The 15,306-nt window shown below is 64.4% G+C and carries 10 protein-coding genes and 1 pseudogene; 4 read left to right on the forward strand and 7 right to left on the reverse strand.

All coding sequences use genetic code 11. The features are described from left to right. Nucleotides 1-425 precede the first annotated feature (425 nt). From GQB03_RS12495 to GQB03_RS12510, 4 genes are all read right to left on the reverse strand, one after another. Nucleotides 426-2,168: a cation:proton antiporter domain-containing protein gene (locus GQB03_RS12495; RefSeq protein WP_159689623.1), complete on the reverse strand. Its 1,743-nt coding sequence runs from the start codon at nt 2,166-2,168 to the stop codon at nt 426-428. A 54-nt stretch (nt 2,169-2,222) separates the two neighbouring features. Continuing rightward, entirely contained in the window at nt 2,223-2,420 is a 198-nt protein-coding gene (locus GQB03_RS12500; protein ID WP_159689625.1) for a hypothetical protein, read from the reverse strand. A gap of 239 nt (nt 2,421-2,659) precedes the next feature. Next, nucleotides 2,660-4,501 carry an ATP-dependent zinc metalloprotease FtsH gene (gene ftsH / locus GQB03_RS12505; protein WP_159689628.1) on the reverse strand — a complete coding sequence of 614 codons (1,842 nt, stop codon included), beginning with the start codon at nt 4,499-4,501 and terminating at the stop codon, nt 2,660-2,662. A gap of 51 nt (nt 4,502-4,552) precedes the next feature. Then, on the reverse strand, nt 4,553-5,677 hold the full coding sequence (locus tag GQB03_RS12510; protein WP_200832202.1) for a mechanosensitive ion channel family protein: 1,125 nt from the start codon (nt 5,675-5,677) through the stop codon (nt 4,553-4,555). Between the two features lie 220 nt (nt 5,678-5,897). Between GQB03_RS12510 and prsT the strand changes: the two genes are divergently transcribed. Beyond that, complete coding sequence (gene prsT / locus GQB03_RS12515) at nt 5,898-8,699, forward strand: XrtA/PEP-CTERM system TPR-repeat protein PrsT (RefSeq protein WP_159689630.1); 2,802 nt, start codon at nt 5,898-5,900, stop codon at nt 8,697-8,699. A gap of 136 nt (nt 8,700-8,835) precedes the next feature. Beyond that, complete coding sequence (gene xdp1, locus GQB03_RS12520; protein WP_159689633.1) at nt 8,836-9,771, forward strand: exosortase-dependent surface protein XDP1; 936 nt, start codon at nt 8,836-8,838, stop codon at nt 9,769-9,771. 72 nt (nt 9,772-9,843) lie between these two features. On the opposite strand, the gene GQB03_RS12525 is transcribed toward xdp1, so the two are convergent. Together GQB03_RS12525 and GQB03_RS12530 are read right to left on the reverse strand one after the other, a co-directional pair. Beyond that, complete coding sequence (locus GQB03_RS12525; protein WP_159689636.1) at nt 9,844-11,679, reverse strand: ABCB family ABC transporter ATP-binding protein/permease; 1,836 nt, start codon at nt 11,677-11,679, stop codon at nt 9,844-9,846. Between the two features lie 87 nt (nt 11,680-11,766). Further along, on the reverse strand, nt 11,767-12,396 hold the full coding sequence (locus GQB03_RS12530) for a LysE family translocator (RefSeq protein ID WP_159689638.1): 630 nt from the start codon (nt 12,394-12,396) through the stop codon (nt 11,767-11,769). A 273-nt stretch (nt 12,397-12,669) separates the two neighbouring features. Between GQB03_RS12530 and GQB03_RS23225 the strand changes: the two are divergent. Both GQB03_RS23225 and GQB03_RS12540 read left to right on the forward strand, forming a co-directional pair. After that, a pseudogene (locus GQB03_RS23225) lies at nt 12,670-13,031 on the forward strand (DUF2238 domain-containing protein); the annotation flags it as partial. Between the two features lie 137 nt (nt 13,032-13,168). Beyond that, entirely contained in the window at nt 13,169-14,728 is a 1,560-nt protein-coding gene (locus GQB03_RS12540) for a DUF2339 domain-containing protein (protein WP_159689641.1), read from the forward strand. Here GQB03_RS12540 and ruvC read toward each other — a convergent pair. Then, nucleotides 14,725-15,288, reverse strand: a complete 564-nt coding sequence (ruvC, locus tag GQB03_RS12545; RefSeq protein WP_159689643.1) for a crossover junction endodeoxyribonuclease RuvC — start codon at nt 15,286-15,288, stop codon at nt 14,725-14,727. The genes GQB03_RS12540 and ruvC overlap by 4 nt on opposite strands. Nucleotides 15,289-15,306 lie beyond the last annotated feature (18 nt).

Raw genomic sequence — 15,306 nt, forward strand, 5'->3', positions numbered from 1 at the left:
CTGTCGCCGGTTAGGTACCCGAAACTCGTGCATGTCGCTGCCGCGGCGCCCCGAAATGCAGCCCGGCGGCAGGTTCCGGCGCATTCGGGCACCGAGGTGGTGCGTCTGCCCCTATCGCTGCCCAGGCCTGCGTCGCTGACGCGGTCGTGTTCGTTTATCCGGTGCCCATTGTAAATTTGCTGCCCGGCCATACCAGACTCGATTGGCCTGCTTCTCTTTGATCGCGGAGGCCGTCACTGTGCAGGTAAGTCTGTCGTTCAGCGGCGAGGCGCCTTGGGCAATCGACGCCGCGTCCTTCCCGCTTCAAGTCTCCTGATCTACGTCGAAAAGGCCGGCCGCCTTGATGAAGCTTGGGAAAAAAGAGACGCGTGTGATCGGGGCCGCCCTGGAAAACCTCGAGCAGTGATCTCTCCTGAGCGGTGCCTTCATCCATGATGAATGGCGTCGATGCGCCGCTCGCGTTCGTGTTCGAGAACGTGAAGGATGGTTTCTTCGTCGGTGCCGATACGCTCGAGGGTCAATCCTGCCAGTTGCAGGCCGGATTCGAGTGTTTCGGAGATGACCGCGTCGGCACCGGCTCGCCGGAGTGCTGCCGCGTGCTTTTCGTCGCGCGCGCGGGCGATGATGCGTACCTTCGGCGCCACCAGGCGGATGCCCTCGACGGCACGCATCGCGGCATGCATCTGATCCATCGTGAGGACCACGGCGCGTGCGTCCTCCAGGTGCAGGCGGCGCAACAGGTCAGGCCGACTGGCGTCCCCATAGAACACCGGCGCACCGAGGTGGCGCCGGCGCGCGACCAGTTTCGGATCGTGTTCGACCGCCACGAAGGCGACCTGCTGCCGGGCCAGCACCTGGCCGACCATTTCGCCGATCCGGCCGTAGCCGGCGATGATGACATGGCCGGAAAGCGTCTCTAGCTGCGGTTCCTCCGGTGGTTCGCCGCGCTTGCCGACGTGTTCGTCAACCCAGTTGCCGAGGAGCGTGCCGAAGCGGGCCGCGAGTGGCGTGAGCAGCATGCTGAATCCCACCACCAGAAGCATGAACTGGCCAGCTGCCGGGCTGAGCAACTTGAGGGTCATTGCCACGCCGACGACGATGAAGGCGAACTCCCCGCCCTGGGACAGCAAGATCGCGCCCTCGGCGGATCTTCCCCACGAAAGGCCGTGGGTTCGCAGGATCACGAACAGCAGCGTCGCCTTGATCGACATGAGACCGGCAACCGAGAGGGGGAGCCACAGGGGTTCCCGGGCGAGTTCCGAGACGTCGATGCCCATCCCGACCGACATGAAGAACAGGCCCATCAACAGGCCCTTGAAGGGCTCGATGGTAATCTCCACCTCATGGCGGAATTCGGTTTCCGCGATGATGAGGCCGGCCAGCATCGCACCCATCGCCATCGACAAACCAGCGGCCCAGGTCAGCGCAGCCACGCCGAGGCTGGAGAGCAGGGTGAGGGCCATGAAGCTGTCCGGCTGTCGGGTTGAGGCGAGGTGGTGAAATACCGGTCGCACCAGGCGGCTGCCTATCAGGTAGATTGCGCCGACCGTGAGGACCGCCTTTGCCACGGCAATGCCCATCAAGGTAACGAAGTCCGCATCCCCCGGCTGGCCCATGATTGTCACCAGCACCAGCAGTGGCACCACTGCGAGATCCTGGAACAGCAGGATCGAGAACGTGGCCTGACCCATCGGCGTACCGAGTTCGCGGCGCTGCCCGAGTAATTGCATCACGACCGCGGTGGACGAAAAAGCCAGCACCAGGCCCAGAATGACCGAGGGTTCGAGTGCATGCTCCCATGCCCAGGCAATGCCCCCGATGGTCAGTGCCGACAGACCGACCTGCAGGCCGCCGGCACCGAATACCAGGCGGCGCATCGACCAGAGCCGCAGCACCGACATCTCGAGACCGATGGTGAACATGAGGAAGATCACGCCTAGCTCGGCGAAGGTCTCGACATCTTCGCGGCGTCCGAAAGTGACCCAGTGCAACCACGGGTAGTGCTCGGTTACACGGCCCAGACCGAATGGCCCGATCAGCGCGCCCACCGCGAGGAATCCGAGTACCGGATTGATGCGTACCCGCTGCAGCAACGGAATCAACACCCCTGCAAGGGTCAGGAAAAGAATCGTTTCGCGCAGGTAGGGCAGTGCGTGTTCTTCGGACATCGAGTGGCGGTCTGCAGCGTCGGAGGGGCGTTGGTTGTTGTTTAGCCCATGATTCTAGCCGGTATGCGCGGGCTCGCTGAAGCCTCGCGGACGCAGATCTGCGCGGCCAAGCGGATCGCTCGCTGCCTTGCCGACGATGTGGGCGGGTATCAGTGTATTCACCTGTCTGGCCGTGTCGCGATCGAGAACCGGCAGGACGGGATTGCGCCGTGCCCCGGGCAGGAACCCATCATCGGAGCGATTCCCGTCCATCCTGATGACACATGGCCGGCAGCCCGTGCGACGATCAAGCGAGGATCACCGAACGTTTGTCGGGCTTCCGAGGAGGACAGGCGTCATGGTGCGCGTCAACGAGAGGCGATCTGCCCGGCGCATGCGATCCGGGTTCCGCTAAATGCCTCCCGGTTCGGGGTCCGGGAGGCGGTCGCCGCGCCCGTCCAGCGTATCACTCCGAAGCGACGGTGGGCGCTCCCGGATTCCGCACAGGGTTATCAATCGCCGGCGGTGTCGGTGGAGGCCTCTACTCGTTTCAGAATCCGCGTCAGGTCGGCCTCGTCGAGGGTTTCCTTCACCAACAGATCCCGGGCTGTATCCTCGAGAATCTCGCGCCGGGTGTTGAGCAGGGCGACGGTGCGCTTGAAGGCTTCGGCAACGATCTCGCGCACGGCGCAGTCAATCTCGCGCGCGGTCTCTTCGGAGTAGCTGCGTTCTCCCGGCATGGCGCCGGGCTGGCCGAGGAAGTTCTGCCGCTCTTCTTCATAGACCACGTTGCCGAGCTTCTCGTGCATGCCGAAACGCATCACGATCGAGCGCGCGATGCTGGTGACCTTCTGCAAGTCGTCGGATGCGCCGGTGGAAACCTTGCCGAACACGATCTGCTCGGCCGCGCGTCCGCCGAGCAATACCGCCATGCGGTTCTCGAGCTCGTCGCGGGTCATCAGGAAGCGGTCTTCGGTAGGGCGCTGGATGGTGTAGCCAAGTGCGCCGACACCGCGCGGGATGATGCTGATCTTGTGTACCGTGTCGCTGCCGGGCAGGCTCATCGCCACCAGTGCGTGCCCCATCTCGTGGTAGGCCACCACGGTGCGTTCGTGCTCGTTGAGCACCCGGTTCTTCTTCTCGAGCCCGGCGACGATGCGCTCGACCGCGACGGTGAAGTCTTCCACCGTGACACCGTCACCGTTGCGGCGGGTGGCGACCAGGGCCGCCTCGTTGCACAGGTTGGCGAGATCCGCGCCGGAGAAACCCGGCGTCAGCGCAGCCACCTTCTCGGCGTCGGTGTCCGGTGCGAGGGTGATCTTCTTCATGTGCACCTGGAGGATCTGGATGCGGCCCTGCTTGTCGGGACGGTCCACCAGCACCTGTCGGTCGAAGCGGCCAGCGCGCAGCAGCGCCGGGTCGAGCACTTCGGGGCGGTTGGTGGCGGCCAGCAACACCAGGCCGGAGGAGGAGTCGAAGCCGTCCAGCTCGACCAGCAGCTGATTCAGCGTCTGCTCCTTCTCGTCGTTGCCGCCGCCCATGCCGCCGAAGGCGCCGCGGGCGCGGCCCATGGCATCGAGTTCGTCGATGAAGATGATTGCCGGCGCCTTCTGGCGAGCCTGCTCGAAGAGATCGCGCACCCGCGCGGCGCCCACGCCGACGAACATCTCGACAAACTCCGAGCCCGAGATCGAGAAGAAGGGCACGCCCGCCTCGCCGGCCACGGCCTTGGCGAGCAGCGTCTTGCCGGTGCCCGGGGGGCCGATCAGCAGGATGCCCTTGGGCGAGCGCCCGCCGAGACGCCCGTGCGAGCTTGGGTCCTTTAGAAAACCGACCACCTCCTCGAGCTCTGCCTTGGCCTCGTCGACGCCGGCCACGTCATCGAAGTTCACCCCGGTCTTGGTCTCGACATAGATCTTCGCCTTGCTCTTTCCGATCGACATGAAGCCGCCCATGCCGCCCTGCTTGCCGGCGAGGCGCTTCATCGCGAACATCCAGATGCCGACGAAGATCACCGCCGGCAGCACCCAGCCGAGCAGGTCGCGCAGGAAGGTGGACTCGATTACGCCGGTGAACTTCACGTCGTACTGGCCGAGATCCTTGGCCAGTTCCGGATCGACGCGGGTGGTGACGAACTTGTCGCGGCCGTCGGACAGCGGCGTCTTGAGGGTGCCCTGGATGGTGTTGTCGGAGATGGCGATATCGGCCACCTTGCCTTCCTTCACCAACTTCTGGAACTCGCTGTATGGCAGCGGTTCAGTCGAACGCATCTGTACCCAGATGTCGTGCAGGGTGAATACCGCGAACATCGCAAAGATGAAGTACCAGATACTGAACTGGGTTTTCTTTTCCATTACCTTTACCGGTCTGTTAGCGCTTGCTAGTTGGGGGCGCTGGCGCGAGGATCAAGGCACATCGTCATCGGGCTCCCCGGCATCACGCGAGGGCGCCGTTGCAATATGCAGCGTCGACGTGGGGAAGGCGATGTCTGCGTCATGCCTGCGGATGATGTCATACACCTTGAGCAGCACGTCCTGCTTGATGCCATGGAACTTCACCCAGTCGGTGGTCTTGGTGAAGGTGTAGATGAAGAAATCCAGCGATGAGGGCCCGTAGCTGTTGAAGTTGACGATCAGCGTGCGCTTCTTTGCCTCGATATCCGGGTGCGCACGCAGCATGGCGGTCACGTCGCCGATGATGGCTCGCATCTTGTCGGCGTCGTCATAGCGGATGCCGATGGTTTCCTTGATGCGACGATTTCGCATGCGCGAAGGATTCTCGACCGAGATGCTGACGAAGGTTGCGTTGGGGACGTACAGCGGGCGCTGGTCAAAGGTGCGGATGCGGGTCATGCGCCAGCCGATGTCCTCGACGGTGCCCTCGATCTCCTTGTCCGGCGAGCGCACCCAGTCGCCCACCTTGAACGGGCGGTCGAGGTAGATGACCATCGCGCCGAAGAAGTTGGTCAGCAGGTCCTTGGCGGCAAAACCCACGGCGATGCCGCCGATGCCGCCGAACGCGAGTACGCCGGAGATCGAGAAGCCGAGCGTCTGCAGAACCACGAGGGATGCGGTGATGATCGCCGAGGCACGCAGCAGCTTGCCCACCGCCCGCGCAGTGGTTTCGTCCACCGGGTTGTCGGTGCGCGCTGGATCCACCATCAGGCGTTCCATGCCTTGCACCAGGCGGACCAGGAACCAGGTGAGCAGAAAAATGATCGTCACATGCCTGGCGGGACCAACGGCATCGAAGATCGCCGAGTCGGAGTGCGCGCGAACGATGTCGAGCGCCCAGAACATGCCTACGGCCCAGACCATGACACCGGCCGGCTTGCGCCCGGCCTCGAGCAGCGTGTCATCCCAGCGGTTGGCGGTGTGCGCGAAGCGCTTCTCCAGGCGGTTGAAGAAGCGCTTCAGCAGGAAATTGCCGAGCAGCGCGATGAAGATCACCACGAATACTTCGGCGATCCAGCCTGATCCGGCGGGCAGAATCTTGAACGAGGCGGTCAGGCTTTCTATCCAGTCCTTCAAACGGACTCCTCCGGTAACGAGTGGGGGGACGTCTGGCGACCAGGGCCGACGAGCAGAGGCGTCATTATACCGGCGCGAAAACCGCCGCCGGATGCGTGATCGATTTGACGGCCGATTGCGGCATCGGAGTAATCGTCAGGCAAGCCGATCAAATATCACGGTGGCTGTTGCCGGGCAGGCACTAAAGTGGATTCCTGCGACAAACTTGCCTTGCTCTGCCATGAAATCCCTGTCCCGTTTTCGACTCTGCGCCATCTCGTTCGCCCTGTTGTTCAGCGCCCCCGCCATTGCCGCCGGCGACGCGGCGGCCGCCTCGCGTTTCTACGAGGATGGTCTCGGGCGCTACCAGAAAGGCGACATGCCAGGTGCGATCATTCAACTCAAGAATGCCCTGCAGCAGGACAACAAGATGCTTGCGGTGCACCTTCTGCTTGGCCAGGCCCTGCTTCAGGACGGTCAGTTGCCCGCCGCCGAGATCGCCCTGCGCGAGGCGCTGAGGCTCGGTGTGAGCGCATCGGAGGTGGCCATTCCGCTGGGGCGTCTCTATCTGTTGGGTGGCCGTCCGCGAGATCTCCTCGACAAGGTGCCGACCGACCGCTTGCCGCCGCGGGTGGATGCCGAAGTACAGACCATGCGCGCAGTCGCGCAGGGACAGCTCGCCGACTATCGGGCCTCGGCAAAGAGTTTCGAAAATGCACGGCGCCTAGCGCCCGGGTCGGCTGCACCGCTGGTGGCCGAGGTGCCGGTACTTCTCGGCCAGGGACGGATCGCCGAGGCGACCGAAAGAGCCGATGCGGCGGTCAAACTCGACGCGACTTCGGCGGACGCCTGGAACATGCGTGGCTCGGTGGCGCATGCCAAAGGCGATATCGCCGGCGCGCTCGAGGGTTACGGCAAAGCTCTCGAGTTGCAGTCTTCCCATCTGGACGCCCGGGTTGCGCGAGCGGCCCTGCTGGTCGATCTGAAGCGTCAGGACGAGGCGCTGAAGGATCTTGATTACATCCGGGAGCACGTGCGCGGCGAGCCGCGCGCGGCCTATCTCCGTGCCGTCATTGCCGAGCAGCGTGGCGACCGCAAGGCCGCCACCCGGGCCCTCGCCGAAGTCGTCGATCTGGTCGATTCGGTCGCGCGCGAATGGATTGTCGGACGCGAGCAGATGCTGATGCTCGGTGCCCTGGCGCATTATGGACTTGGCAATCCGTCTCGCGCCAAGGAATACCTCAACATCCTGGTTGCCCGCTATGGACGGAATCTGGGGGCACGTAAGTTGATGGCACGGGTCTATCTAGATGACAAGGACCCGGTGCGCGCGCTCTCGATGGTCGAGCCGGTGCTCAAGGCGACGCCACACGACGCCCAGGCGCTCTATCTCTCGGGTGAGGCGAACATGGCTTTGCGGCGCTACGCCACGGCCAGCGAGCAGCTCGAGGATGCGGCACGACGAGGCGGTGCCGAAACCCGTGCCTTAACCGCGCTCGGCTACGCCCAGCTTGGTGGCGGACGGTCCGAGCAGGGGGTGGAAACGCTGGAAGCCAGTTTCGCGCAACATCCCGGCGATGCCTCGGTGGGTTTCACGCTCGCCACGCTCTACCTGAAGGGCGGCGAGAAGATGAAGGCACAAAGGGTTGCCGAGCAACTCGCCGCCGCACACCCCGGGAATCCCGCCATATTGAACTTCCTTGGCGTGATCCGGGGCGGAAGCGGTGATCGCGTCCGTGCCCGCGAAGCTTATCTGCAGGCACTTCGCATCGAGCCGCGCTTCAAGCCGGCGCTGCTGAACATGGCCCGGCTGGACATGGCCTCGGGGAATTTCGATACGGCCCGGAAGTCGCTCGAGGGGCTTCTGCAGCATGCACGGAATGATGCCGATGTCCTGTTCGAGCTGGGTGTGCTGGAGCGACACCGCAGACAGGACGAGGAGGCGCGCAAATGGCTCGAGAAGGCGCGTGCCGCGCGTCCCCGCGATCCGCGGGCCGGTCTCGAGCTCGTCGCTCTGAGCATGGAGAGCGGTCGAGAGGCGCAGGCGCTGGAGATCGCCCGAAACCTCGCCGCGACGGTGCGCGGTGACGCTCGTGTGTTGGAGACCCTCGGCCGGGTCCAACTCGCGACGGGCGACACCAGGGGGGCTCGCCAGAGTTTTGTCGAAATGTCGCGACTGTCATCGTCCGATGCCGACACGCTTGTGCGGGCCGGCAACCTTCTGCTTTCGGCAGGCGCCTTTGAAGACAGTGAATATGCCGGAACGAAGGCAGTCGAGCTGCAACCGGCCGACCAGCAGGCGCTGTTGCTGATCGGCCGAGCTCGACTCGGGCGGGGGGCGCTAGCCGACGCGGAGAGTGTAGTGAAGCAGATGCGCACCGAGAGCGCGGAGCGCTACCAGTTGGGGGCGGCCGTGGCAGCGGCGGCAGGCCGCAGCGGCGAGGCCGAGCGCTTGTATCGGGAGGCATTCGCTCGCGCACCGAGCGGCGCCAACCTGGTCGCACTTGCCCGACTGCAGATGGCTACCGGTCAGGCGTCCGCCGCGTCGGAGCGCATCGAAGCGTGGTTGAAGTTGCACCCCGATGATCTCGCAGTTCTGAGAATCGCGGGGGAGGTCGCCGTACGGGCTAAGCGGATGCCCGCAGCACGAGCGTACTTCGAGCGGCTCGCCACGCTCAACGGGAATGATGCCGACGCTCATAACAACCTTGCGATGGTGTTGATCTCTCTCGGCGAGTTTCCAGTTGCTGAGCAGCACGCCAGGCAAGCCTATGCGCTTGCACCAGGTGCTGCGGGCGTACTCGACACGCTGGGCTGGGCGCTCGTGAAGGGTGGCAAGCCTGAAGAGGGCTTGCGCTTCCTGCGGGACGCGAGACTGAAATCACCCGATGATCCGACGGTGAGGATTCACATCATCGCGGCGCTTGTCGCGGTCGACCGTCAGGTCGAAGCGCGGAGTGAGCTTGCGGATGCACGGCACGCCGGGATACGGCTGGATGACGTGGACGAGGCGCGAGCAGTCATTGCAAGTATCGAAAGGTGAGGTTTTGTGTCGGTGATTTTGACAGTGATACGTGGCATGGGTCGGAATTCGTCAAATAAGTTCATGTATTTCAGTGTGTTATGAGTTTTGGCCTGCTATTTGCGTTGGCTCGATCAATAAGACAAGGAGGTCAGAAATGAATAAATTTGGTGTACTCGCGATATTGGCCGCGGGCGCCTTGCTCGGCGGGAACGCCCAGGCGGCCTTCAGTTTCGGCTCGGGGGTCAGCTGTACCGCCTGCGGGACAGGGGGTAATTCGGCGTCGGACAACAACACCCAGTCCATCAGCGGCACGGCGACCGGCACGTCTTCGCCGACCATCACCGTCAAGGCGACGGGTTGGTCGAATACCGGCGGGTCGTATGCTCAGGACGTCGCAAGCGGCTCGATTCAGCAGGCCTATGTGTCCACCTGGGGTTCGAGCGGTCTCGGGCTCAAGAACGATGATGCATACAGCAGTGGCTCGGATTTCGACAAGACCGAAGGCTCCAGCCCTGAACATGCCATCGATAATGACGGTCGTTTCGACATGGTCATGCTGGATTTCGGCAGCTCGTTGATCCAGCTCGAGAGTGTCACGATCGGTTGGTCCCAGTATGGTGCCGATATCAGCGTGCTTGCCTTTACCGGAGTCGGCACGCCGGCCTTGAGCGGCATAACGGATTGGTCCAGCCTGACGACTTCGGGATGGACGGTCGTCGGCAACTACGAGAAATCGGGTAATGGTGGTGTAAGCGTCAATGGTGCCAACATCGCTTCGAGTTACTGGCTGATCGGGGCTTACAATCCGGTGTTCGCTTCCAGCGCACTCGAGACAGTGGGGAACCCGGACAGCGGCTGTACCCGTGATTCGAGCGGAATATGCATGAACGGGTGGGTTAATTCGGGTACCAAGTGGAAGAACTACACCAACAACAACGACTATTTCAAGCTCGCCGCCGTTTCAGGCAGTCTTTATGCCCCGCCACCGCCGTCGTCCAGCACTGGCGTTCCCGAACCCGGCTCACTGGCGCTTGCCGGCCTCGCGTTGGCAGGGCTGTTCGGATCGCGGCGCTTCAAGCGTAACGGATAACGAAGAAACCTTAAGGGGTTCTTCTCAGCGGCGCCTCCGGGCGCCGTTTTTTTTGCGCACGGGTTTCGTCACTCAGACCGGCGTTGCGGGCAGCGCGTTGCTGTCGGGTTCGTTTGCCTCTTCCTGCTGCTGAAGTGCCCACATCTGGGCATAGGCGCCGTCTTGCGCGAGAAGCTGGTTGTGGCGGCCGCGTTCGACGATGCGGCCCTGGTCGAGCACCAGGATTTCGTCTGCGTTCATGACGGTCGACAGGCGGTGGGCGATGACCAGTGCAGTGCGCCCTTCGGCAGCTGCTTCGAGTTGGGCCTGGATGGCCTTTTCGGTTTTCGAGTCGAGCGCCGACGTGGCCTCGTCGAAAATCAGTACGGCTGGGTTCTTGAGCAACGCGCGGGCGATTGCGACGCGTTGCTTCTCACCGCCGGAGAGCTTGAGGCCGCGCTCGCCGACGCGCGTCTCGTAGCCGTCCGGGAGGCGTTCGATGAAGGCTTCCAGTTGGGCCGCGCGGGCGGCCGCCTCGACCTCTTCGCGGCTGGCGTCGGGGCGGCCGTACTGGATGTTGTAGAGCAGCGTGTCGTTGAACAGCACGGTGTCCTGCGGCACGATGCCGATCGCCGCGCGCAGGCTGGCCTGGGTGAGCTGGCGGATGTCGCTGCCATTGACCCGCACCGCCCCCTGCTGGACATCGTAGAAGCGGTACAGCAGCCGCGCCAGCGTCGACTTTCCCGAGCCGGAGTGGCCGACCACTGCCACCGTCCGCCCCGCTGGAATCTCGAAGTCGACTTCGAACAGGATGGCGCGCTTGGGATCGTACGAGAAGCCGACCTTCTCGAAGCGCACCGAGGCAGGACCGGGCAGCAGGGTCTGCGCATCAGGCGCGTCGTCGATCTCCTTGTTGGATTTCATGAGTCCGAACATGCGCTCGATGTCGGTCAGGGCCTGGCGGATCTCGCGGTACAGCACGCCGAGGAAGTTGAGCGGGATGTAGAGCTGGATCAGGAAGGCATTGACCAGAACGATGTCGCCGATGGTCATCGCGCCGCTGGCCACGCGGCTTGAGGCCTGCCACATCATCGCGGTGACGGCCACCGCGATGATCGCGGCCTGGCCGATGTTGAGCAGGGACAGCGAGGTCTGGTTGCGGATCTGGGCCGTGGCCCACTTTTCGAGTTGCTCGTCGTAGCGCCGCGCCTCGTACTCCTCGTTGTTGAAATACTTGACCGTCTCGAAGTTGATCAGGCTGTCGATCGCCCGCGCGTTGGCGGCGGAATCGAGCTCGTTGGCCTGGCGGCGCAGCGCGGTGCGCCAGTTGGTGACCTTGACGGTGAAGACGATGTAGAAGGAGAGCGCGGCCAGGGTGATCAGCGCAAATACGGCATCGTAGTTGTAGAGCAGGATGCCGATCACCAGCCCGATCTCGATCAGCGTCGGCAGGATGCTGTAGAGCGTGTAGCTGATCAGCGAGCCGATCGAGCGGGTGCCGCGCTCGATGTCGCGGGTCAGTCCGCCGGTCTGGCGTTCGAGATGGAAGCGTAGTGAGAGTGCGTGCAGATGGCGGAACACCTGCAGCGATATGCGCCGCACCGCCTGCTGGGTGACCCGGGCAAAGACGAATTCGCGCAGTTCGGTGAACAGCGAGGTGGAAAAGCGCAGCACGCCGTAGGCTAGCAGCAGTGCCGCCGGCACGACGATGAAGGCTTCCTGCTTGGTGAGCGAGAGTGCGTCGATGAGGTGCTTGAAGATGACCGGCACCGTGACGTTGGCGCCCTTGGCTGCGATGAGGCAGGACAGCGCAAAGACGACCCTGAGCTTGTAGGCCCAGATGTAGGGAATCAGGGTCTTGAGGGTGTCCCAGTCATGGCGTGGGCCGGTTTCCGGGGCGGGCAGGGCTGTGGCTGAGGAGCGGCGCATTTTCCGGGGGCTTCAGGGGTGAGCGGTGTTGAAGGATGGAGGTGGTTGTGCTGTGGCGATCCCGCTCACGGCCTTTCCGCGCATGGTTCAGCGTACAAAGGCCAGGCGCGCGGCGAGTGCAATGAACACCCCGCCGGTTACGCGATCAAGCCAGGGCGCGATGCGCGGCCGGCGGGCCAGCAGACGGCCGAGACTGCCTGCCGCGAAGGCGAAAAGACCGAACACGACAATGGTCTGCACGATGAAAACCAGACCGAGCTGCACCATCTGCAGGCTCAGGTGGCCGAGTTCGGGCTTGAGGAATTGTGGCATGAAGGCCAGGAAAAACAGGGCCACCTTGGGGTTGATCGCGTTGGCGATGAAGCCCCGGCGAAGATAGCGCAGCCACGGCTCGGTTGCGCGCGCGGCGTCCGCGGCCTTCAGCGTCGCGCCGGGACTCCTGAGGGCCTGGATGCCGAGCCATAGCAGGTAGAGCGAGCCCGCCAGCTTGAGCGCAAGGAAGAGCCGGGGCGATGAGGCGATTACCGCGCTGACCCCCAGCGTGGCCCACAGAATGTGCGTCACGCAGCCGAGCGCGCAGCCAAGCGCAATGCCGAAACCCGCCGATCGTCCCCGCGAGAGGCTCTGCGACAGGACCATGAGGTTGTCCGGCCCCGGCGCGAAGGTGATGACGAGGGAAATGCCCAGGAAGGCGAAGAGGGTTTCGGCGGGGAGCATGGGCGGTCCGGAGGTCTGAAGTCTCGATTCTTGGCGTGCGAGGTGCGAAGGTCAAGCGCACCGACCGGCCAGGTGCGCGCCGCGGCGCAGAGGCGGGCTGTCGCACCATGCCGCTTTCCGTGATAATCCGGCTCGTCTACCCAAGCGGGAGTTGCCATGAGGAGCGAATCGCGCCTCCAAGTCTTCCTGCTCGCGATCGTGATCGCGGCGCTGGCAATTTCGGCCGTGTCGCCGGCCGATCGGGTCACCTGGCTCATGGAGGTGTTGCCGGTGATGGTCGCGATCCCACTGCTGTTCGCCACCCGCTCCGGCTTCCCGCTGACGCCGCTGCTCTACATCCTGATCGCGGTGCATGCACTCGTATTGATAGTGGGTGGAACCTATACCTATGCTCATGTGCCTGCCGGCTTCTGGCTGCAGGACATGTTCGGTTTCGAGCGCAACCCGTATGACCGGGTCGGCCATTTTTTCCAGGGCTTCGTGCCGGCGCTGGTGGCCCGCGAAATCCTCCTGCGAAAGCACGTGCTGGGCAAGGGTGGCTGGCTGTTCTCCTGGTCTGCTGCGTATGCCTGGCCATCTCTGCCGTGTATGAGCTCATCGAATGGGGCGCCGCGGTGGCGATGGGGCAGGGGGCGGTCGAGTTTCTCGGCACCCAGGGCGACCCTTGGGATACCCAGTCCGACATGGCGATGGCGCTGATCGGTGCGATTACCGCGCTGCTCGCGCTGACGCGCCTGCACGACCGCCAGCTGGAAGCGCTGCGAGTGCGTTGATGAGCTACGTCGACGGGCAGATCATCTTTGCCATGCTGCTTGCGCTACCGCTGTCGGCCGCGCTGGGGTGGTCGGTCGCTGGTGTCTACCGGCGGCGCATGCTGAAGCTGATGCGTGCTCTGGCGCCGGCGGCCCGCGACGGCGGGCCCGATCGTCATGCCCCGACGCGCTTGTCGCCCCGGCCGCCGGCCAATTCGCTCATCGATTTCGCCTGCAACCGCCGCATGACATTCCGGCTGTCGGTCGTTCTCTGCGCGATCTCGGTGGCGGTCGGACTGAGCCTGGCGTGGTTCGAACTGAGCTTCGTCTACCCGGAGGGCGGTTATGGTCCGCGCAAGCTGCTGGTGATGACGCTGCTCGAGAGCTGGCCGGCAGTACCCGCGCTGGGTCTGTTGTGGCGCTGGTCGCTGCGCCGCACCGCGCTTGCCGTGCTGGCCTACATGCTGGCGATCACCGCACTGGTGATGGTGAGCTCCACCGAGCGCCAGTCCGTGGTGACGGTATTCCTGTGGCTGCTGGGGAGCACCGTGGTGCCGCTGGTCGCGCTGGTGACGCTGGCCAGCAGCGGCCGCATCCGCGCAGTCTCCCCCTTCCTTTTTCCAGTGTGTGCAAGTCTCATGGCGGCCTCGATGCTCGCCCTTGAGTGGCTCGCGCAGAGTGTCGACGCCCCTCCGCAGGCGCTGCTCTCGGTTGTCGATGCGATCGGTGCGATACCGGCCATTGCGCTTTTCGCGCTGCTGCCGTGGCTGGCGGTCGGCTGGCCACTCGCCGGCCTTGCGCGCTGGCTCGCCAGGCGGTATTGCGACAAGCGTTTTTCCGAGCTGGGCTACCTGTTCGGGGTGTTCTGGCTGGTCGTGCTCATTGCTCATGCTCTGCCGGCAACGCACTCGCGGATCGGGCTCGGCGCATTTGCCGAGCTGCTGGCGTGGTTGTGGATTCCCGTGGGTCTGTCGCTGGCGGGAGGCTGGCTCAGGCCGCCGGCCGACCCACCCACGCTGCTGGTATTGCGAGTGTTCCGGCGCGATGCCGAGGTGGCGGCCTTGTTCGATGCGGTGGTCGAGCGCTGGCGTCAGACCGGCAACACGGTGATGATCGCCGGCACCGATCTGGTGAGCCATACCGTAGATCCGGACGACATCTTCGCTTTTCTTTCGCGCCGCCTCGCCGAGCGCTTCATCGACACACCTGCGGCGGTCACCGCGCGCGTCGGCAACTTCGACCTGGCCGCCGATCCTGATGGTCGTTTCAGGGTGAACGAATGCTACTGCACCGACGACACCTGGCAGGCGGCGCTGGACGCGCTGGTGGGCCAGGCGCATGTCGTACTCATGGATCTGCGCGGCTTCGCGGCTGCGAACCAGGGCTGCCGCTTCGAACTGGGCGTGCTCGCGGCGGCAAAAGGCTTGGTGCGTGTGGTCGTGCTGCACGATGCGCTCACCGACCGCGCCGTTGCGGAGGAAGAAACCAGGGCCGCACCGCCAGGGCGATTTGCGTGGATCGATGCGACCGTGCTCGACCGGCGCTGCCGCGAACGGATTCTCGCGGCGCTGCTGGGCTAGATCGAGGCGAGCCGTCGTCCGGCCCGGCGGCGCCCGTGGGCCGGCAGGCCGGCCCCGTCGGTGGCGCTGTTGGCATGGCAGATCGCGCAGGCCAGCGCGTCCGCAGCATCGGGGCCGGGCAACTGGTCGAGGCAGAGCAGGCGCTGCACCATGTGCTGGACCTGCTCCTTGCGCGCCTTGCCGTAGCCGACCACCGCTTGCTTGATCTGCAGCGCGGTGTATTCCGACATCGGGACCTCGCACGAGACCGCGCCGCAGATCACCGCCCCGCGCGCCTGGCCAAGCAGCAGGGTGGATTGCGGATTGACATTGACGAAGACGATCTCGACCGCTGCCTGGTCGGGCTGGTAGGTGGTGACGACCTCGCGCACGCCGTCGAGCAGCGTCTTGAGGCGCCCCGGCAATGCACCGTCACGGGTCTTGATGGTGCCGCTGGCGACATAGCGCAGCTGGCTGCCAAGCTTGTCGATCACGCCGAAGCCGGTGATGCGCAGCCCCGGATCGAGTCCGAGGATGCGCGTGGCGACGACGCTGGAGGCGGAAGGGCCCAGTGGATGCATGGCCGGATTCTACGGGAG

Source organism: Cognatazoarcus halotolerans (genome assembly GCF_009800965.1).
GTDB classification, from domain to species: Bacteria; Pseudomonadota; Gammaproteobacteria; order Burkholderiales; family Rhodocyclaceae; genus Cognatazoarcus; species Cognatazoarcus halotolerans.

What these genes read in the sequence shown, in the direction of transcription:
- GQB03_RS12500 (WP_159689625.1), bottom strand. Translation starts at nt 2,420, where the DNA reads ATGGACGGGAATCGCTCCGATGATGGGTTCCTGCCCGGGGCACGGCGC.
- GQB03_RS12540 (WP_159689641.1), top strand. Translation starts at nt 13,169, where the DNA reads ATGAGCTACGTCGACGGGCAGATCATCTTTGCCATGCTGCTTGCGCTA.
- ruvC (WP_159689643.1), bottom strand. Translation starts at nt 15,288, where the DNA reads ATGCATCCACTGGGCCCTTCCGCCTCCAGCGTCGTCGCCACGCGCATC.
- ftsH (WP_159689628.1), bottom strand. Translation starts at nt 4,501, where the DNA reads ATGGAAAAGAAAACCCAGTTCAGTATCTGGTACTTCATCTTTGCGATG.
- prsT (WP_159689630.1), top strand. Translation starts at nt 5,898, where the DNA reads ATGAAATCCCTGTCCCGTTTTCGACTCTGCGCCATCTCGTTCGCCCTG.
- xdp1 (WP_159689633.1), top strand. Translation starts at nt 8,836, where the DNA reads ATGAATAAATTTGGTGTACTCGCGATATTGGCCGCGGGCGCCTTGCTC.
- GQB03_RS12525 (WP_159689636.1), bottom strand. Translation starts at nt 11,679, where the DNA reads ATGCGCCGCTCCTCAGCCACAGCCCTGCCCGCCCCGGAAACCGGCCCA.
- GQB03_RS12495 (WP_159689623.1), bottom strand. Translation starts at nt 2,168, where the DNA reads ATGTCCGAAGAACACGCACTGCCCTACCTGCGCGAAACGATTCTTTTC.
- GQB03_RS12530 (WP_159689638.1), bottom strand. Translation starts at nt 12,396, where the DNA reads ATGCTCCCCGCCGAAACCCTCTTCGCCTTCCTGGGCATTTCCCTCGTC.